Genomic DNA, 18,973 nt, shown 5'->3' with positions numbered 1-18,973 from the left:
GTAGCGTCCGGCGAGACACAGCAGCCGCGTCCGCGGCAACCCTGTGGGTCAACGACGATCAAGGAGATAGTCATGAAGATGCGGCACGTACTGGCCGGCTTCGGCGTCCTGGTCCTCGCTGCCGGACTGGCCGCCTGCTCCGGAGGCAGCGGCGACAGTTCGGGCGGCGACGCCTTCGCGGGCAAGATCACGGGCACCATCACGGTCCTCACCAATCGCACCGACATCGTGAACACGACCTTCAAGAAGTACGCGAAGGAGTTCGAGAAGGCGTATCCGGGCACGAACGTCAAGTTCGAGGCCATCACCAACTACGAGCAGGACGTCACCACGCGCCTCGGGTCGGGCAACGCCGGCGACGTCGCGCTGATCCCGACCGCGGTCGGCCGTGCGCAGCTGCCCCAGTTCTTCGAGCCGCTCGGCTCCGAGGCGTCGGTCTCGAAGACCTACCGCTTCGTGGCGAACCAGTCGTACAACGGCAAGGCGTACGGGATCCCGACCTACGGCTCGACGATGGGCTTCGTGTACAACAAGGACGTCTGGAAGCAGGCGGGCATCACCGCGCTACCGAAGACCCCGTCGGAGTTCCTCGACGACCTGAAGCAGATCAAGTCGAAGACGTCGGCCACGCCGTACTACACGAACTATCACGACCAGTGGCCGCTGTCGCAGTGGAACGGCGACTCGGGTCTGACCAACAACGTCGACGCGGTCAACGACCTCAACACGAACAAGGCGCCGTGGTCCGGCAAGACGTACGTCAACATCTCGGACAGCCTGCTGTTCGACATCGTGCACGACGGCCTCTCGGAGGTCGACCCGACCACCACCGCGTGGGAGAGCTCGAAGGGCTACCTCGCCCAGGGGCAGATCGCGACGATGTACCTCGGCTCGTGGGCCATCACCCAGATGCAGGACGCAGCCACGAAGGCCGGCAAGTCGGCCGACAGCATCGGCTACATGCCGTTCCCCTACCAGGTGAAGGGCACGTACTACGCGGCCCTCGCCCCCGACTATCTGCAGGGGGTCACCAAGGCGTCGAAGAACAAGCCGACCGCCTACGCGTGGGCGAACTGGTTCGCGAAGAAGTCGGGCTATGCCGACCTCAACGGCGGCGTGGGCGCGACGGTGGGCAGCAAGAACCCCGCGACGCTCAACAACTTCGCCAAGCTGGGAGTCAAATACGTCGAGCAGGCGCCGGCGCCGAAGGGCAAGGAGAACCTGCAGAACCAGATCATGAAGGAGTCGCAGATCGATCTGTCGGGCGGCATCTACCGGCAGAAGCTCGTCGACGTCGCACGGGGCGCCGCCTCCGGCACCAAGGCCTCCTACTTCGCCTCGCTGAACCAGGCGTGGGGACAGGCGGTCGCGGACAACGCCGGCTGAGACACCAGAGCCCGAACGAATCGAACCTGACCGCGGTCAGGGCGCAACCCGAGGAGAGGTCGAAGGATGACCGAGATCAGCGGAGACGCCAGCCAGGGCGTTCGATTCGAGAAGGCATTGAGCCCCGCCGCCGCTCCCCGGCGGCGGCGGGGACTCCGCGGCCCGCAGGGCGGGTTCCGCTTCACCCTCTCCTGTTCCTCGCCGTGCCGCTCGTGCTGCTCATCACGTTCACGTACTACCCGGTCGGCAACATGATCTGGTACTCGTTCACCGACTGGGACGGCATCGATCAGACCAAGAACTTCGTCGGCCTGAACAACTACATCCAGCTCTTCACCCGGCCGCAGTACTTCCAGGTCTTCACGGTCAGCCTGTACTACTTCGCGGCGTCGTTCGTGCAGATGGCGATCGCTCTCTACTTCGCGACCCTGCTCAGCTTCAGGACGCGGTTCAAGAACTTCTTCAAGGGGATCATCTTCTTCCCCTACCTCATCAACGGCGTCGCGATCGGCCTCATCTTCCTGTTCTTCTTCCGGCCGGGAGGGACCCTCGACGCCACCCTCGTCGCGCTGGGCCTGGGCAAGATGGGGCACTTCCCGCTCTGGCTCGGCAACCCGGGCTGGGTCAACATCTCGCTCGCCGGCGCCTCGGTCTGGCGCTACACGGGCCTGAACTTCGTGCTGTTCCTCGGGGCGATCCAGTCGATCCCGAGCGAGGCATACGAAGCGGCCGACATCGACGGAGCCAACTCGTGGCAGAAGTTCCGCTACCTGATCGTGCCCGGCATCCGGCGCATCATCAGCCTGTCGATGATCCTCGCGATCGCCGGATCGCTCTCGGTGTTCGAGCTGCCGTACATCATCACCGGCGGCGCCAACGGCAGCGGCACGTTCGTGACCACGACCGTGCAGCAGGCGTTCGTCTTCCAGCGAGTGGGCTTCGCCTCGGCGATGGCGGTCATGCTCACGATCGTCGTGCTGCTGATCACCTGGATCCAACGCAAACTCGTGCCCGACGACGACGTGGCGCTGTCATGAGCGGGGCGATGCAGGAGGAGCAGGAGATGAGCTCGGAGCCGATCTCACGGCGACGTCAGCGGTCGCAGGCTGCGATCCGGGTGACGTGGCTGTTCGCGGGGCTCGGCAAGTACGCCTCGCTCGTCGCGTTCTGCGTGATCCTGATGCTGCCGCTCGTCGTGATCCTGTTCGCGAGTTTCAAGTCGGCGAAGGAGTACCTGACCACCTCGCCGATCACGCCGCCGCAGGACTGGCTCAACTTCTCGAACTTCGGCACCGCGTTCTTCGACGGCGACATGCTCCAGGGGTTCGGGAACACGACGATCATCCTGGTCGCCTCGATCGTCGCGACGATCCTCATCGGCACCATGACCGCGTACGCGCTCGACCGCTTCACCTTCCGCTTCAAGCGGGTGATCTTCGCACTCTTCCTCATCGCGACCCTCGTGCCGGGCGTCACCACGCAGGTCGCCACCTACCAGGTCGTCAACGGGCTGCACCTGATCAACACCTACTGGGCGGCGATCATCCTGTTCTCGGGCACCGACATCGTGTCGGTGTACATCTTCATCCAGTTCATGCAGAGCATCCCGAAGAGCCTCGACGAGGCCGCGATGCTCGAGGGCGCGAGCCGCTTCATGATCTACCGGCGCATCATCCTGCCGCTCCTGCAGCCCGCGATCGCGACCGTGATCATCATCAAGGGCATCGCGATCTACAACGAGTTCTACATCCCGTTCCTGTATCTGCCGTCGCCGGATCTGCAGGTGATCTCGACCTCGCTCTTCCACTTCACCGGGCCGTTCGCCGCGTCGCAGCAGATCATCGCGGCCGGGATCATCATCGTGATCGCGCCGACGCTCGTGATCTTCCTTCTTCTCCAGCGCTTCATCTACAACGGCATCACCCAGGGAGCAACTAAGTGACGAACACCCGCATCTCGACCGAGCTGCATCACGGATGGACGGCCGAGCCGGTCGTCGGCGCGCAGATCCCGGCCGCCGTCCGCGAGCACGGACCGATCCCGGCGACCGTGCCCGGCACGGTGCACACCGATCTGCTGGCCGCGGGGCTGATCGCCGACCCGTACCTCGGCACGAACGAGAAGCTGCAGGAGTGGATCGGCAGCACCTCGTGGCGCTACACCACCTCGTTCGATGCGCCCGCGGGGACGCCGAGCGGATCGACCTGGTGTTCGAGGGGCTCGACACGATCGCGACGGTCCGGCTGAACGGCGAGGTCGTGCTCGAGAGCCGCAACCAGCACCGCAGCTACCGGGTGCCGGTGGGATCGCGGCTGCGGCAGGGCGCCAACCGGCTGGAGGTCGACTTCGCGGCTCCGGTGCCGGAGGCCGACCGCGCCTCGCTCGAGCTCGAGTACCGGCCGCACGTCAACCACCACCCGTACAACGCGATCCGCAAGATGGCGTGCAGCTTCGGCTGGGACTGGGGTCTCGACACCGCGACGAGCGGGATCTGGCGCCCGGTGCGTCTCGAGTCGTGGTCGACGGCCCGCATCGCGCAGGCGATCGTCTCCGCGGGGATCGACGGCGACGACGGCGTCATCGAGCTGCGCGTGCCCGTCGAGGCCGTGGGGAGCGACGCGCTCCGCGTGGTGGCGTCCGTCGGCCTCATCGAGGCGCGGGCCGATGTCGTCGACGGTGAGGCGACGCTGCGCCTCGTCGTGCCGGATGCCGACCGCTGGTGGCCGCGCGGCTACGGCGAGCAGACCCGGTACGAGCTGCACGTGGAGCTCTTCGCCGGCGACCGGGTCCTCGACGAGCGCGATCACCGGATCGGATTCCGCACCGTCCGGGCCGACACGACGCCTGACGAGGCCGGCACGCCCTTCACGATCGTGGTCAACGACCGTCCGGTGTACGTCAAAGGCGTCAACTGGATCCCGGACGACGCGTTCCCCTCCCGGGTGGATGCGGCGCGATACCGCGAGCGGCTGACCCAGGCCGCCGATGCGAACGTCAACCTCGTGCGCGTGTGGGGCGGCGGGATCTACGAGAGCGAGGACTTCTACGACGCGGCCGACGACCTCGGCCTGCTGGTCTGGCAGGACTTCCTGCTGGCCTGCGCCGCATACGCCGAGGAGGAGCCGCTCGCCTCCGAGATCGCCGCCGAGGCCAGGGAGGCGATCGTCCGGCTCGGCCGGCACGCCAGCCTCGTGATCCTCAACGGCAACAACGAGAACGTCTGGGGGCACGTCGACTGGGGCTGGGAGCAGCGCCTCGAGGGCCGCACCTGGGGGGCGACGTACTACGAGGACCTCTTCCCCGGCCTCGTCGCCGAGCTCGCGCCGCACGTCGTGTACACGCCCGCGAGCCCGTTCTCGCCCGACCCGTCGATGCATCCCAACGATGAGCTCAACGGCACGATGCACATCTGGGAGCTCTGGAATCGGCGCGACTACCCGCACTACCGCGACTACCGCCCGCGCTTCGTCTCGGAGTTCGGATGGCAGGGGCCGCCGACCTGGGCGACCCTCACCGAGGCGCTCCCCGACGAGCCCCTCACCCCCGAGTCGCCGTCGATGCTCGTGCACCAGAAGGCGATCGAGGGCAACGTCAAGCTCACCGACGGCCTCGTCGCGCACCTGCCGCTGCCGAACACGATGCCGGAGTGGCACTGGGCGATGGTCCTCAACCAGGCGGTCGCGGTCCGCACCGCGATCGAGTGGTTCCGCTCCCTGCAGCCGCATAACATGGGCGCGATCGTCTGGCAGCTGAACGACTGCTGGCCCGTGGTCTCCTGGGCGGCGATCGACGGCTACGGCCGGCGCAAGCCGCTCTGGTACGCCTTGCGCGGCGCCTACCGCGACCGGCTCGTGACCGTCCAGCCCGAGGGCGACGGCCTCGAGGTCGCGATCGTGAACGACACGGACGCGGCCTGGTCGGGGCCGCTGCGGATCTCGCGACTCCGCTACGACGGCACCGCGCTCGCCGAGGTGGGCATCGATCTCGACGTGCCGGCGCGCGGCGCCGCGCGCATCCCGATCCCCGCCGAGGTGGCGGCCGTCGGCGACCCGGCGGACGAGCTCCTCGTCGCGGAGTCGGCCGGCGAGCGCGGCCTGTGGTTCTTCACCGAGCCGCGCGACTCCGCACTGAGCGAGGCCCGGCTCGAGACCGAGGCGCGCGCCGTCGACGGCGGCGTCGAGATCACGGTGACCGCCGTCGACCTCGTCCGCGAGCTCGCGGTGCTGGCCGACGTCGCCGCCCCGGATGCCGAGGCCGACGACATGCTGCTCACGCTGCTGCCCGGCGAGCGCGCCGTCATCACGGTGCGCACGGCATCCGGGGTCGACCCGGCGCGGTTCCTCGAGCCCGACGTCCTCCGCAACGCCAACGCCCTGCTCTCCCCCGAAAGGCACGAACCGCCGCATGACCGACACCACGACGACCACCGCCCCCGACCTCTCGGTGCTCGACGACCACGTGTCGGGCATGACGTGGGGATGGACCGGCGTGCGCGGCACCTGGGCGACGCCCGAGGCGGAGCGCTCGATGGACGCGATGCTCCCGCTGAACCTGAACTGGATCACGATCGCCTTCGCCACCCTGCAGGCCACGGTGGTCTCGACCGAGATCCCCTGGCGCGAGGCCCCCACGCCCACCGACGACGAGGTGCGCTGGGCGATCCGCGCGGTGCACGAGCGCGGCTGGCGCGCGTGCCTCAAGCCGACCGTGAACTGCCGCGACGGGATCTGGCGCGGCTACATCGGCTTCTTCGACTGGGACGTGCCGGGCGAGGCGCACTGGGGCGACTGGTTCGCCGCGTACCAGGAGTACATCGTCCACTTCGCCCGGATCGCCGAGGAGGAGGGTGCGGAGATGCTCTGCGTCGGGTGCGAGATGGTGCGCTCCGACCCGCGGGAGGCCGAGTGGCGCGCGCTCATCGACGCCGTCCGCGAGGTCTACTCCGGCATCGTCACCTACAACTGCGACAAGTATCAGGAGGACCACGTCTCGTGGTGGGACGCCGTCGACGTCATCTCGGCGAGCGGCTACTACCCGACCGGGCAGTGGGAGGCGCAGCTCGACCGGATCGAGCCGGTCGTGCGCGCGCACGGCAAGCCGTTCCTCTTCATCGAGGCCGGCTGCCCCAGCCGCGACGCCTCGCCCGCTCGCCCGAACGACTGGACCCTGCAGGGCGCGCCCTCCGGCGCCGCGCAGGCCGGCTACCTCGACGAGATGTTCGAGGCGTGCCGCGGGCGGGACTGGGTCGGCGGCTTCGCGCTCTGGGACTGGCCCGTGCGGCTCTACGACCCGGCGGACGCGGCGACCAACACCGACTACTGCATGTACGCGAAGCCGGGGCAGCAGGTCGTCGCCGACTACTACGCGTCGCGCCGCTGACGGGGGCGCTCGGGCCGACCGCCGCCGTCAGCCCCTCGCCGTCAGTGGCTGCGATGCGACTCGCGCAGCACCAGCCGGGTGGGGAGTAGCACGTGCTCCAGCGGACCGTCGAGGTCGTCGATCCGGCGGAGCGCGAGGTCGGCCGCACGCCGCCCCATCTCCTTCGGCGAGTGCGCCACGACGGTGATGCCGAGGGTGTCGGCCAGCGGGAAGTCGTCGAAGCCGACGAGTGCCACGGGCCGGCCGGAGCGCCGCAGGGCGTCATAGGCGCCGAACGCGGCTCGGTTGTTGGCGGCGAACAGGGCGGTGGGGGGATCGGCCTGGTCGAGGAGCGCCAGCGTGGTGGCCGCTGCGCTCTCCAGAGTTTGCGCGTCCTCACGCACCAGCCGGGGATCCGTGTCGAGTCCCCGCGCCTCGACAGCATCGTGATATCCGGAGAGGCGCTCGATGTCGGTGTACAGGCGGCTGTTGGAGCCGACGAAGCCGATCCGGCGATGCCCCGCGTCGGCCAGGGCCAGCACGCCGTTCCGCGCTCCGGAGCGGTTGTCGAAGATCACCGAGTCGCTGGCCGAGTTCGCCAGCGGCCGGTCGACCGCGACGATCGGGGTCCCGAGCTGCCGCTCCCCTCGAGATAGGAGTGATCGTCGGCGATGGGCACGAGCAGCAGCGCCTGCACACGACGTTCGAGCATGCTGTCGACGGTCGGGCGCTCCCGGGCGGGCTGATCGCCGGATGAGGCCATCACGAGGGTGAGGTCGCGGGCGTTGATGACCTCCGTGGCGCCCATGGCGACCTCGGCGTAGAAGGCGTTCATCATGTCGCCGAAGACGAAGGCGATGCTCGTCGCGACTCCGCCGCGCCGCAGATCCCGCGCCATCCCGTTGGGCCGAAAGCGGAGGGCGACGGATGCCTGCAGCACCCGCGATCGCGTCTCGTCGCGCACGCTGGGGTGCCCGGTGAGCGCCCGGGATGCGGTCTTCAGGCTCACGCCGGCGAGGCGTGCGACGTCGGCCGTCGTCGCCCGCGACGGCGCGGTGGAGCGTCGCGCCGCCGGCGGGTCATCGGTCGACATGGGCTCACAGTAGCGCGGACGCCGCGCCGTTCCGCGCTCCATACCGGCTTCATGACAACGCGGGACATTCTTGCGGCCCCGTCGCTGGGGGCAGGAGGCTCGGGAGCACGATCGCGATCATCCCGTTCGTGCGCGCGGGAGGTGCGCCTCGACCACGAAGGCGTGGTCCTGCACGCCCGCGGTCGCGGTGCCGCCGAGCGCCGCCATCCGCTCGCTCAAGCCGACCAGGCCGCGACCCCCGCCCATGCCCCCGAGGCCGGCCGTCGCACTCGACGCGAGCCCCGTCGAGGCGCGGAAGGCGACGTCGCTCGGGGTCCAGTCGAGCGACAGCTCGGTCGGCATCCCGGGCGCGTGCCGGCGGGCGTTGCTCAGCACCTCCTGCGCGGCGCGGCGCAGCGCCCCGGCGGCGGCGGGATCGAGCGGGCCGGGCTGCCCCGACTGGTGCAGCTCGGCCCGCGCGCCGAGCGAGCGGTGGGTGTCGATGAGCTGCTGGATCGCCGCGGCGGGGTCGGCCGCGGTCTCCGGATCGCGCAGCGCGTCGACGGCCCGGCGCGCCTCCTCGAGACCCTCCGCCGCCAGTCCCCGCGCCGCCGTCACGCGCCGATGGGCCTCGTCGTGGCGTCCGGACTCGAGCAGGGCCTCGACCGCGTCGAGTTGCAGCACCAGGCCGCCGAGACTGTGGGCGAGGACGTCGTGGATGTCGCGCGCGATCCGCGAGCGCTCGGCGAGCGCCGCGACCTCGGCGCGCTCCTGCTCCACCGCGAGCCGCTCCTCGAGGAGCAGCCGCTCCTGACGCTCCGCCGCGAGGTACTGCCGCCGGCTGAGCGAGATCAGCACCACGATGATCAGTGCCGCGACCGAGCTGATGAGCTGCACGGGATAGGGGAACAGGAGCGCGCTCAGGCCCAACAGCACGAGCGAGAGCGCCGCCGTCGCGAGCCCCATGATGACGCGGCGGTGCGGCCGCCGGACGAGGCCGCCGATGGCGCCGATGGCGGGGATGAAGCCGAGCACCTGCGTGCCGCAGGCGACGAGCGATCCGCAGACGGCGGCCGTGACGAAGAGGACGGCCCGCGCGCGGTCCCAGCGCGAGGAGGAGGACTCCGGCGACCCAGGCGGCCGTGCCCCCGAGGGTCACGACCGCGACCCAGGTCGGGGTGCTGCCGGTGATCAGCTCCTGGACGATGAAGACCGTCACGCCGGCGGCGGCGAGGCCGGTGAACACCCGCGCGAACGGCCGCCGATCCCCGCCGAGATCCCGGACGCGGGCGGGCTCGGGCCGGGGGCGGAGTCGGGCCGGGGGTCGTCCGTCGCCGAGCTCACGCGACCATCATCGCGCCGCGAGGCTCAGGTGACGATCGTGACGGAGGCTGAAGACCAGCGTGCGGAGCCCGCGGTTCACCGCCAGCACCAGCAGGATCACGCCGGACGACTCCGCGAGAGCCGAGCCGAGCGAGTGGCCCCAGAAGCCGAGCCCCACGCGAACGGCGACCATGACGATCCAGAGCACGAGGCCGATCCAGCCGGTGCGCGACTCCGTGGTCGGCTCGGCGGCGTCGCCGGGCCGGCGACGGGCACGCCACGCGGCGAGCCCCTTCTCGGTGATCGGACGGAAGGTCGCGACGAACCCCATGAGCGCCCCCGTCACCACCGCGACGGCGAGCTCGAGCGCGAGGAGTCCGAGATCGACGGCGGTCAGCGCCTTCGTGCTGCCCGAGCTGACGAGCGTGACGACACCGACGAGGCCGAGGATCGCCGGCATGCGCCACATGCGGCCGACGTCGACCGCGGTCCACGTCATCTGGCGGTAGACGATCCACACGAGGAGCGCGACGCCGAGAAGCGCCTCTCCGATGTTCACGATGCTCATGTCCTCCACTGTGCGCGGCGGTGGCCGCCCTTCCCACCACCCGGGGTGGAGTCCGGGTGGAATGCGGTGGGGTGCGCGAGGATGGACGGGTGGATGCCGAGCCCTCCGTCACGCTGGACAGCGGGCTCCGGGCGCTCATCCGCCCCGATCGCTGGATGCCTGGCGCGTTCGAGCTCGTGGTCGACGGCACGCCGCAGTCGCACGTCAACCTCGACGACCCGTCCGAGCTGTTCTTCGAGTACATCGTGCGGATGGGTCACGTCATCGACCAGCTGAAGCAGCCGGGCGAGCCGATCACCGCGCTGCATCTCGGCGCCGGCGGGCTGACGCTGCCGCGGTACATCCACGCGACGCGGCCGGGGTCGCGGCAGCAGGTCATCGAGCTCGAGCCGAAGCTCGTCGAGCTCGTGCGGTCGGCGCTGCCGCTGGCGCGCGGGGCATCCATCCGCGTGCGCTACGGCGACGCGCGCTCGACCCTCGACAAGCTGCCGGACGGGCTGCGCGGCGCGGTCGACCTGCTCGTGGTCGACGTGTTCGGCGGCGCGACGACGCCGCCGCAGGTCACGAGTCGCGAGTTCTACGCCGCCGGCGCGGCGTTCCTCGCGCCCGACGGCGTCATGCTCGTCAACATCGCCGACGGCGGGCTCTCCGGCTCCCCCGGCGCCGCCTTCGCCCGCTCGCAGGGCGCCACGCTCGTCGACGTGTTCGGCTCGCCCGACCGGGTCGCGATCCTCGCGGAGCCGCAGGTGGTGCGCAGCCGCCGGTTCGGCAACTTCGTGCTCGTCGGTTCGGCGGCTCCGCTGCCCCTCGAGTGGATGCCACGGCTGCTCGCGGGAGGTCCGCATCCGGCCGGGCTGCTCACCGGCGACGACCTGCGCGACTGGACCGCCGGCGCGCCCGTCACGACCGACGCGAACGCGCAAGGCTCGCCCGATCCCAACCGCAGCATCTTCCAGAGGCGGCTGGGCGGATGATCCCCGCGGCGCGCGCACGGCGACGGCGGCGCTCGCCGCGGCCGCGCTCGCCGGCACGCTGCTGACCGGCTGCACGCAGACGGTGCGCGACCCCGCGGCGACGGCGCCGCCGAGGCCGCTGCCGTCGTCGTCCGACGGCGCACCGGTCGACGTCGTGACCGGGCTCGCGAGTCCGTGGTCGATCCTGCAGGTCGGCGACGGGCGCATCCTCGTGAGCGAGCGCGACTCGGGGCACATCGTGCGCGTCGACCGCGGCGAGGCGCAGCCGATCGGCACGGTGCCGGGCGTCGTGCACGAGGGCGAGGGCGGGCTGCTCGGCCTCGCGTACCGAGACGGCTGGCTCTACGCCTACACGACGACCGCGACCGACAACCGCGTGATCCGGATGCGGCTGGGCGATGATCTCTCGCTCGGCTCCCCGCAGGTGCTGCTCGACGGTCTGGAGAAGGCGCCCAACCACGACGGCGGGCGGCTGGCGTTCGGTCCCGACGGGATGCTCTACGTCACCGTCGGCGACGCGTCCGACACCGGGAACGCGCAGAACCTGAAGAAGCTGAACGGCAAGATCCTGCGGATGACGCCGGATGGCGCGGTCCCCGACGACAACCCCTTCGCCGGCTCGTACGTCTACAGCTACGGCCACCGCAATCCGCAGGGTCTGGCCTGGGACGACCACGGACAGCTCTGGGCATCCGAGTTCGGACAGGACACCTGGGACGAGCTCAACCGCATCGAGCCGGGCAAGGACTACGGCTGGCCGATCGTCGAGGGCGTCGCGCACGACCCGCGCTTCGTCGATCCGGTGGCGCAGTGGTCCACCGACGACGCGAGCCCAAGCGGCCTCGCCTACGTCGACGGCGCGTTCTGGATGGCGGGGCTCGGCGGGCAGCGCCTCTGGCGCATCACGGTCTCCGCCGACGGCCGCGCGAGCACCGACGCGTTCTTCACCGGGGATGCCGGCTACGGTCGCCTGCGCGACGTCGCCCCCGCACCCGACGGCGGCCTGCTCGTGCTCACCGACAACACCGACGGCCGCGGCTCACCGCGCGACGGCGACGACCGGCTGCTGCACGTGCCGCCGGGGGTGTCGGGCTGATGGCCGAGCTCGAACGGGTGCGGCACTGGGCCGAGGCGCTCATCCGGCTGCACCTCGATGATGCGTGGACCTTCGGCTTCGACAACGCCCGCACCCGGGCGGGGCTCTGCAACTACGACCGCAAGCGCATCTCGGTCTCGCGGCTGCTGGCGGCCCGCTACGAGGACGACGAGATCCACCAGGTGCTGCTGCATGAGGTGGCGCACGCGATGGCCGGCCCCCGCGCGGGGCATGGTCCGGGGTGGAAGCGCATCGCCGCCGACCTCGGCTACGAGGGCAAGCGGCTGCACGACGGCGCGGTCGCGACCGAGCTCGCGCCCTGGGTCGGGCGGTGTCCCGCCGGCCACCAGCACTTCCGGTACCGCCGGCCGACCCGTCCGCTCAGCTGCGGCCGGTGCTCGCGCCGCTTCGACCCGGCGTTCCGCATCGAGTGGGAGCGGCGTAACCCCTAGCATCGGTTACGTGACGTTGTCGATCGACTTCATCGACCGGGCATCCGGGGTCGGCGTGTGGCTGGCCGGGCGCTTCGACCGTCTCGCACCGGCGACCGGGCGCGACGCCGCGGATGCCGAGGCGCTGTCCGCCGCGATCGAGCGTCTCGTGGTCGCCACGGCCGACGAGACGACCCGGCACGCCGACGATGTCGACACCGTCAATCTGTTCGCCGCGACGCCCGACGTTCCGCCGGCACTCGAGGGCGGACATCGCCGCGCCGGCGCCGCCACGGTGCGCGTGTCGCAGGCACTGTCCTCGATCGCCCGGGATGCGGTCGCGATCCTCGCCGCGGCCGACGGCCGGATCCGGCGCTGCGCGGGATGCGGACGCGTCTTCCACGACGACTCGCGCACCGGCAACCGGCGCTGGTGCTCGATGCTCACCTGCGGCAACCGCGCGAAGGTCGCGGCCTTCCGTGCCCGCACGCGCTCCGCTCAGAGCACCTAGCGAGGGTCACCTCACTCGGTGACCTGCACGTCCTTCCAGAACGCGACGTAGTTCGAGAAGTCCTTGCCGACGCGGTCGAACGCGGTCGGGTACGGCGTCGGATAGCTCCAGGCGCGATCCTGCAGCAGCTCGCCCGAGGCCGGGTCCTTCACCGAGAAGTACTGGCACTCGCCCTTCCACGGGCAGGTGTAGGGGTGGGGCTGTTCTCGAGGAACTCCGCCTTCACGCTCGACGGCGGGAAGTAGGCGTTGCCCTCGATGTGGATGATGTCCTCGGCCGGAGCCTCGGCGATGACGGTTCCGTTCAGCGTTGCAGTAGCCATGTCGGTATGAACCCGCGGAGGGCTCGTTCGATTCCCGACGCCCCGCCACGGACATGTCACGTGACCGTAATGGTTTCGCGGTCCGGGCGGCGCCCGGATGAGCGAGCGTGGGGTGTGCCCGGCCGCTCGACGGCACGGGCCCTCCGAGCCTCTCGGAGCACGACGGAAGGAAGAATCATGAGAACCGCAACCCGCTGGGGCCTCCTGGCAGCGGCCACCGCCGCGCTGGTGGCCGGCACGGCCGGAGCCGCCGACGCCGCCCCGACGCACGGGCGGCCGGCGCCGACCGCCGGCACGGTCTTCGTCCAGACGGATGACGCATCCGGCAACCAGATCGTCGCCTACGACCGCGCGGCGAACGGCACGCTGAGCCAGGCCGGCGTCTACGCCACCGGCGGCCCCGGCGGCGCGCTGGACGGCTCGGTCGTCGACCACACGGCCAGCCAGGGCGCCGTCGCCATCGTCGGCGACACCCTGATCACCGTCAACGCGGGCAGCAACACGATCACGACCTTCCGGATCGTCGGGGACCGTCTCGTTCGCCGGCAGACGATCTCCTCGGGCGGCGAGTTCCCGGTGAGCGTCACGTCGCACGGCAACGAGGTGTACGTGCTCAACGCCCGTCACGGCGCGTCCGTGCAGGGGTACGTCGACCTGGGCGGCTACCTCGCGCCGCTGCCCGGCGGGAACCGTCGGCTCGGGCTCCCGGACAGCACACCCGAGTTCGTCAGCACCGCCGCGGAGGTCGCCTTCACGCCGGACGGGTCGAAGCTGGTCGTCTCGACCAAGGGCAGCGGCAGCGGCTTCGACGTCTTCCGCTCGTACGGGCTGCTCGGCCTGAGCGCGCGGCCCGTGGTCAGCACCTTCGCGGGCGCGGCGCCGTTCGGCTTCGTCTTCGATCGCGGCGGCCACCTCGTCGCCACCGAGAGCGGGACGAACACGATCGCGACGTTCGCCATCCAGCCGAGCGGCACGGTCACGCGTCTCGCGGAGTCGGCCACCGGCCAGAAGGGAACCTGCTGGATCGTCGGCTCGGGCGACCGGTTCTGGACCAGCAACGCGGGCAGCGGCACGCTCTCGCGCTACACCGACTCGAGTGACGGCCGGATCGCCGGCGGGGCCACGACGCCGACGGATGCGGGCACGGTCGACGCGGCCGTGTCGCCCGACGGCTCCTTCCTCTACGTCCAGACCGGTGCGGCCGGGATCGTCGACGAGTTCTCCGTCGCCGGCGATGGATCGCTGACCGAGGTCGGCTCCGTGACCGTGCCGAACGGCGTGGGGGCCGAGGGCATCGTCGTGCGCTGATCGGGATCTCGGGGGCCGGCGGCGCGTTCGACGCGGCGCCGGCCCCCGTTCGCGTTCCGACGTCGGCGCTCGAGCAGCGCGACGGATCAGGCGAGCTCGCGGGACTCCCGGGCGCTGACCGACGCATTCACGAGGTGCCGCGTCGCGTTCCTCAGCCCCCGGTGCGCGGCGGCCGCCGCCGCGGCCTCCGGCGACTGGTGGTCGATGCCCACGCCCGCGATCGCGTCGATGATCGCACCGGCCGCGAGCAGGTCCTCGACCGCGAAGCGGAGGGTGCCGTCGTCGCGCGCCGCGCCGGCCGCGACCACGGCGATCCGGAACCGCCCGCCGAGCCGCTCCTGCTCGGCGAGCGCCCACGCGGCGACCTCGTCGGCCTGCTCGAGGGTGCGCGCGCCCGGGTCGCCGCCGAGCTGGTCGACCCACACGACGGCCTCGGCATCCACCGCGATCGCGTCGCGACCGGCCGCGCCCCAGTCGAACCGCACCTGATACGAGGACTGGGAGGCCGCATTCACGCCAGCAGGCTAACCGCGCCCATCTCGCGGACGATGACCGCGAAGTCATGCTCCGTCATCTCGAGGTGACCGCGACGCATCGCGAAGCCCCAGTTGCGGTTGCCGCGGGTGAGGTCGAGCACGTCGAGCAGGGGGCGATCGGCACCGGATGCGCGGCGCCGTCGTAGTCGACCTTGCGCCGCCACGGGCGCCACTCGCCATCCTCGGCCTGCCAGGGCTCCCCCGGCGCGACCCGGCCGATCGCGGTGAACTCCTGGAGCGGGTCTCCGTCGGGGTAGGAGGTCTTCGGCGAGTAGAAGACGAATCCGTCGCCCGGCCCCATGCGCGCGATCCCGGCCTTGGCGCCGTGGTTCGTCTGCGCGATGCCGAGCTCGACGCCGACGAGCACGTGCGCCCGCTGCACGACCCCGAGCCAATACCGCATGCCCGGAGCATGGCCCCGACCCCCGACACGTGCGAGTCTGGGGACATGCGCGTCCAGCTCAAGCTCGTGCTCGACTGCCCGCCGGACGCGGCCTGGGAGGCGATCCGCTCGCCGGACGTGTTCCGCGAGGTCTACCACCCGCTCGCCAACGTCGAGCCGATCGATCCGCCGACCTTCCCCGAGCGGTGGCCCGACGGCCCCACGCTGCTGCGGGTCACGTCGATCTCCGGGCTCGTGCCCTTGGGCGAGCAGGTCATGGACCTCGCGCGCGCCGAGCGCGACGGCGTGCGGATCCTCGAGGATCGCGGCCACGCGGTGACCGGTCCGCTCGCAGCACTCACGCTCTGGCGGCACCGGATGGCGGTGTCGGCGATCGACGCTCCTTCGACGGGCCCGGGACAGCGCACCGCGACGCTGTACCGCGACCGCCTCGACGTCCGGGGGCCGACATCCGTGCCGCTCTGGCCGGTGCTGTGGGAACTGTGGCAGTACCGGGGCGGCCGGCTGAAGAAGCTCGCCCCGACGTTCGCAAGGAGGTTCGGACGATGACCCCGCTCGATGTCGTCGACTGGCGGCGTTCCGTGTTCGCGCTCTACCAGGCCGTGCGCGACGAGGACGACCCGGCGACCGCGCACCGCATCTGGCGCGACGGCCGCGACGAGCTGTTCGCCCATCACCCGGCGACCGCGCTGCTGCCGGAGGACCGCGCGGGCTTCACGGGCCTCCCGGTCGCGGACTACGACCCGGCCTGGCGGTTCCAGGTCGAGCTGGAGCCCGCCGAGCCGGGCGCGTTCGAGTACGAGACCGGCACCGACGGCACGGTCGTCTTCGACCGCGCGGGCGTGGTGCGGATCCCGGATGTCGGCTCCTTCGACGTCTGGCGCCTCACCAGCTACGGGGGCGGCCTGTTCATCCCCGTCAAGGACGGCCTGCACGGCAAGCCCGGCGGCACCTACGGCGGCGGCCGCTATCTCATCGACACGATCAAGGGCGCCGACCTCGGCTCCGACCCCGCCGCGAACACCCTCGTGCTCGACTTCAACTTCGCCTACAACCCGTCGTGCGCGTACGACCCCGCATGGGCGTGCCCGCTCGCGCCGGCCGGCGACACGGTGACGGTCGACATCCCCGTCGGGGAGACGTACGACGGGAAGTACTGATACGGTTGCGTTCGGCCGCGCGATCGTGCGGCCCGCGTCGTGGAACGCTTCCTCGCCGCCCGGCGGTCTCGTTGAGAGCCGGGCCCGGCTGACATCTTCTCTGCGGCGAACTTCTGTGCCCATCGGCACGGTCGCCCATCATCACCCGAAAGACCTCTATGTCCGACAACTCGTTCGGCGCGCTCGGCGTGCCGTATCCCCTGCTCGAGGTGCTCAGCGCCGACGGCAAGACCACCCCTTCCCGATCCAGGCCGACACGCTGCCCGACTCCCTCGCGGGACGCGACGTGCTCGGTCGCGGGCGCACCGGCTCCGGCAAGACGCTCGCGTTCGCCCTCCCCATGGTCGCCCGCCTCGGCACCCGCCTCGCCGGCGGATCACGCCGCGGCGGCCACCCGCTCGGCCTCGTGCTCGCCCCGACCCGTGAGCTCGCCACGCAGATCGAGGCGGTCATCGCCCCGCTCGCGGCGGCCTACGGGCTCACGACGACGACGATCTTCGGCGGCGTCTCGCCGAACCGCCAGATCGCGGCCCTGAAGGCCGGCGTCGACATCGTCGTTGCCTGCCCCGGCCGGCTCGAGGACCTGATGCAGCAGAAGCAGGCCCACCTCGACGCGATCGAGATCACGGTGCTCGACGAGGCCGACCACATGGCCGACCTCGGCTTCCTGCCCGGCGTGACCCGGATCATGGCCGCGACCCCCGCCGAGGGGCAGCGGATGCTGTTCAGCGCCACGCTCGACCGCGGCGTCGACAAGCTCGTGAACCGGTTCCTGCACTCCCCGATGCTGCACGAGGTCGACGAGGAGAACTCGCCCGTCGTCGACATGACGCACCACGTGTTCGGGGTCGCCGACCTCACCGCCAAGAACGAGCTCGTGCGCGCGCTCGCCTCGGGCACCGGACGGCGCATCCTGTTCATGCGCACCAAGCACCAGGCCAAGAAGCTGGCGCGTTCGCTGACCGAGTCCGGCATCCCGGCGGCCGACCTGCAGGGCAACCTGTCGCAGGCGAACCGCGAGCGCAACCTCGCGGCGTTCGGCGCGGGCGAGATCCGCGTGCTCGTGGCGACCGACGTCGCCGCCCGCGGTGTGCACGTGGATGACATCGAGCTCGTCGTGCACGTCGACCCGCCGACCGAGCACAAGGCCTACCTGCACCGCAGCGGTCGCACGGCGCGCGCCGGGTCCGCCGGCGATGTCGTGACGGTCGTCCTGCCCGTGCAGGAGGGCGACCTGGGGCAGCTGCTGCGCAAGGCCGGCATCAAGGTGCCGACCCAGCGCGTGACCGCGACCTCGGATGCCGTGACCGCGCTCGTCGGCGAGGTCGCCGCGTACGTGAAGCCGGCTCCGCAGGCGCCGAAGCAGCAGGGCGGCGGTGGCGGTCGGTCGACCGGCGCGAACGCGCAGCGCAAACGCGCGCTGCGCTCCTCCCAGCCAGGCACCGGTGCGACGCCGAACGGCGGCGGCCGCAGCCGCCGCGACCGTTCCGGCCGCCCCGCGGCGGGCGCGCCCCAGCGCTCGGGTGCCGCGAGCACCCGCAGCGGCAGCACGACCGTGTGGTCCTCGGGCGGCGGTGCTCAGCGTCCCGCGGCGCCGACCGGCAACCCGCGCCGCTCGGGTCGGCGCTCCGGCCGTCCCGCCGGCAGCTAGCCGCACGATCAGCTGAGCGGTCCGACGACCTCCCCCACGATCCGACGCACGATTCCCTGCGGATACCCGCGGGGAGGTTGAGGACGACGTGGCTCGCCCCCGACTCGATGAGCTGCCGCGCGACCGAGCGGGTCGCCGGCAGGTCGTCGTAGGCGACGGTGAGCTGAACCGAGCGCCCGAGCCCGGACGGATCGCGGCCGAGCTCGGCGCACAGCGCGTCGAGACGCCGCGAGCGCTCGGCGAACGCATCGACCGTGGTGTGCGGCGGGCCGGGGATGTTCCACACGTCCGCGCGCTCGGCCACGAGCCGCAGCATCCGGTCGCCCCACGCGCCGATGAGCAGCGGGGGACGGTGCGACGGAGCGGGCCGGTTGACCGTGCCGCGCAGCGTGCTGAACGGTCCGTCGAAGTCGAACGGGCCGCCCGTCCACATCCGGTCGAGCACGTCGAGCGTCTCGATGAGCCGGCGCACGCCCTCGGCGGCGGGCACGAGGTCGACGCCGTAGGCGGCGTACTCGGCGGCCGCGGGGTTCGTCGCGAAGCCCGCCACCCCCGCGGGCTGGACGGTCCCGCCGACGCCGAGGCCCATCGTGAGACGGCCGTGCGAGATCGCGTCGACCGTGCTGGCGATCTTGCCGAGGTGCGCGGGCGAGCGCAGTCGGTTGCTCGTGACGAGCAGCCCGAGCCCGAGTCGTTCGGTCTGCGCCGCCAGCGCGCTCAGCAGCGTCCAGCCCTCGAAGATCGGACCATCCGCGGGCGGGGCCAGCGGGAGCAGGTGGTCCCACAGCCACGCGTCCGCGATCTCCGGGAGCTCATCCGCCTCCCGCCAGACGCGCACGATGTCGTCGTAGCTCACGTGCATGGGTGCGGTCTT

Annotated in this window: 17 protein-coding genes and 4 pseudogenes; 13 read left to right on the top strand and 8 right to left on the bottom strand. The window is 71.4% G+C overall.

The window, feature by feature from the left end; all coding sequences use genetic code 11:
- The first annotated feature begins 72 nt into the window (after positions 1–72).
- From QQK35_RS11915 to QQK35_RS20495, 5 genes and pseudogenes are all read left to right on the top strand, one after another.
- The gene (locus tag QQK35_RS11915; protein WP_284254360.1) at positions 73–1,386 is read left to right on the top strand and encodes an ABC transporter substrate-binding protein; all 1,314 of its coding nucleotides are present in this window, start codon (positions 73–75) and stop codon (positions 1,384–1,386) included.
- A 203-nt stretch (positions 1,387–1,589) separates the two neighbouring features.
- Positions 1,590–2,423 carry a carbohydrate ABC transporter permease gene (locus QQK35_RS11910; protein ID WP_348534934.1) on the top strand — a complete coding sequence of 278 codons (834 nt, stop codon included), beginning with the start codon at positions 1,590–1,592 and terminating at the stop codon, positions 2,421–2,423.
- 26 nt (positions 2,424–2,449) lie between these two features.
- Entirely contained in the window at positions 2,450–3,328 is an 879-nt protein-coding gene (locus tag QQK35_RS11905; RefSeq protein ID WP_425564948.1) for a carbohydrate ABC transporter permease, read from the top strand.
- Positions 3,325–4,148 (top strand): annotated as a pseudogene (locus QQK35_RS20500) (glycosyl hydrolase 2 galactose-binding domain-containing protein); the annotation flags it as partial. The gene QQK35_RS11905 and the pseudogene QQK35_RS20500, both read left to right, overlap by 4 nt.
- A gap of 1,483 nt (positions 4,149–5,631) precedes the next feature.
- On the top strand, positions 5,632–6,765 hold the full coding sequence (locus QQK35_RS20495) for a glycoside hydrolase family 113 (RefSeq protein ID WP_431311847.1): 1,134 nt from the start codon (positions 5,632–5,634) through the stop codon (positions 6,763–6,765).
- A 41-nt stretch (positions 6,766–6,806) separates the two neighbouring features.
- Here the strand turns inward: QQK35_RS20495 and QQK35_RS11885 are convergent, their stop codons facing one another.
- The 4 genes from QQK35_RS11885 to QQK35_RS11870 form a co-directional block, all read right to left on the bottom strand.
- On the bottom strand, positions 6,807–7,346 hold the full coding sequence (locus tag QQK35_RS11885) for a substrate-binding domain-containing protein (protein ID WP_284255686.1): 540 nt from the start codon (positions 7,344–7,346) through the stop codon (positions 6,807–6,809).
- Complete coding sequence (locus tag QQK35_RS11880; protein WP_284254358.1) at positions 7,319–7,837, bottom strand: LacI family DNA-binding transcriptional regulator; 519 nt, start codon at positions 7,835–7,837, stop codon at positions 7,319–7,321. The genes QQK35_RS11885 and QQK35_RS11880 overlap by 28 nt, the downstream gene beginning before the upstream one ends.
- A gap of 117 nt (positions 7,838–7,954) precedes the next feature.
- Entirely contained in the window at positions 7,955–8,851 is an 897-nt protein-coding gene (locus tag QQK35_RS11875) for a sensor histidine kinase (protein WP_284254356.1), read from the bottom strand.
- Between the two features lie 316 nt (positions 8,852–9,167).
- Positions 9,168–9,707 (bottom strand): hypothetical protein, encoded by a 540-nt coding sequence (locus QQK35_RS11870; RefSeq protein ID WP_284254355.1) that lies wholly within the window; start codon positions 9,705–9,707, stop codon positions 9,168–9,170.
- Between the two features lie 89 nt (positions 9,708–9,796).
- Between QQK35_RS11870 and QQK35_RS11865 the strand changes: the two genes are divergently transcribed.
- The 4 genes from QQK35_RS11865 (at position 9,797) to QQK35_RS11850 (ending at position 12,719) form a co-directional block, all read left to right on the top strand.
- Positions 9,797–10,681, top strand: coding sequence for a spermidine synthase (locus QQK35_RS11865; protein ID WP_284254354.1), 885 nt, complete (start codon positions 9,797–9,799; stop codon positions 10,679–10,681).
- Positions 10,682–10,763: 82 nt separating this feature from the next.
- Positions 10,764–11,777 (top strand): PQQ-dependent sugar dehydrogenase, encoded by a 1,014-nt coding sequence (locus tag QQK35_RS11860; protein ID WP_284254353.1) that lies wholly within the window; start codon positions 10,764–10,766, stop codon positions 11,775–11,777.
- Positions 11,777–12,229 carry a SprT-like domain-containing protein gene (locus QQK35_RS11855; protein WP_284254352.1) on the top strand — a complete coding sequence of 151 codons (453 nt, stop codon included), beginning with the start codon at positions 11,777–11,779 and terminating at the stop codon, positions 12,227–12,229. The genes QQK35_RS11860 and QQK35_RS11855 overlap by 1 nt, the downstream gene beginning before the upstream one ends.
- Positions 12,230–12,239: 10 nt before the next feature.
- Positions 12,240–12,719, top strand: coding sequence for a CGNR zinc finger domain-containing protein (locus QQK35_RS11850; RefSeq protein WP_284254351.1), 480 nt, complete (start codon positions 12,240–12,242; stop codon positions 12,717–12,719).
- Between the two features lie 11 nt (positions 12,720–12,730).
- On the opposite strand, the pseudogene QQK35_RS11845 reads toward QQK35_RS11850, so the two are convergent.
- Positions 12,731–13,041, bottom strand: a pseudogene (locus tag QQK35_RS11845) (DUF427 domain-containing protein).
- Positions 13,042–13,218: 177 nt separating this feature from the next.
- Here QQK35_RS11845 and QQK35_RS11840 point away from each other — a divergent pair.
- The gene (locus QQK35_RS11840; protein WP_284254349.1) at positions 13,219–14,349 is read left to right on the top strand and encodes a lactonase family protein; all 1,131 of its coding nucleotides are present in this window, start codon (positions 13,219–13,221) and stop codon (positions 14,347–14,349) included.
- 86 nt (positions 14,350–14,435) lie between these two features.
- Here QQK35_RS11840 and QQK35_RS11835 read toward each other — a convergent pair whose 3' ends face one another.
- Positions 14,436–14,864 (bottom strand): hypothetical protein, encoded by a 429-nt coding sequence (locus tag QQK35_RS11835; RefSeq protein WP_284254348.1) that lies wholly within the window; start codon positions 14,862–14,864, stop codon positions 14,436–14,438.
- Between the two features lie 55 nt (positions 14,865–14,919).
- The gene (locus QQK35_RS11830; RefSeq protein WP_284254347.1) at positions 14,920–15,288 is read right to left on the bottom strand and encodes an EVE domain-containing protein; all 369 of its coding nucleotides are present in this window, start codon (positions 15,286–15,288) and stop codon (positions 14,920–14,922) included.
- Positions 15,289–15,333: 45 nt separating this feature from the next.
- Between QQK35_RS11830 and QQK35_RS11825 the strand changes: the two genes are divergently transcribed.
- From QQK35_RS11825 to QQK35_RS11815, 3 genes and pseudogenes are all read left to right on the top strand, one after another.
- Entirely contained in the window at positions 15,334–15,837 is a 504-nt protein-coding gene (locus tag QQK35_RS11825; protein ID WP_284254346.1) for a hypothetical protein, read from the top strand.
- Positions 15,834–16,448 (top strand): DUF1684 domain-containing protein, encoded by a 615-nt coding sequence (locus QQK35_RS11820; RefSeq protein WP_284254345.1) that lies wholly within the window; start codon positions 15,834–15,836, stop codon positions 16,446–16,448. Before QQK35_RS11825 ends, QQK35_RS11820 begins: the two co-directional genes overlap by 4 nt.
- A gap of 158 nt (positions 16,449–16,606) precedes the next feature.
- A pseudogene (locus tag QQK35_RS11815) lies at positions 16,607–18,099 on the top strand (DEAD/DEAH box helicase).
- Positions 18,100–18,217: 118 nt separating this feature from the next.
- Here QQK35_RS11815 and QQK35_RS20490 read toward each other — a convergent pair.
- Positions 18,218–18,961, bottom strand: a pseudogene (locus QQK35_RS20490) (LLM class flavin-dependent oxidoreductase); the annotation flags it as partial.
- Between the last annotated feature and the right edge of the window lie 12 nt (positions 18,962–18,973).

It is taken from the genome of Pseudolysinimonas kribbensis (genome assembly GCF_030161895.1).
Taxonomy (GTDB): domain Bacteria; phylum Actinomycetota; class Actinomycetes; order Actinomycetales; family Microbacteriaceae; genus Pseudolysinimonas; species Pseudolysinimonas kribbensis.
This window is presented reverse-complemented; position numbering and strand designations above follow the sequence as displayed.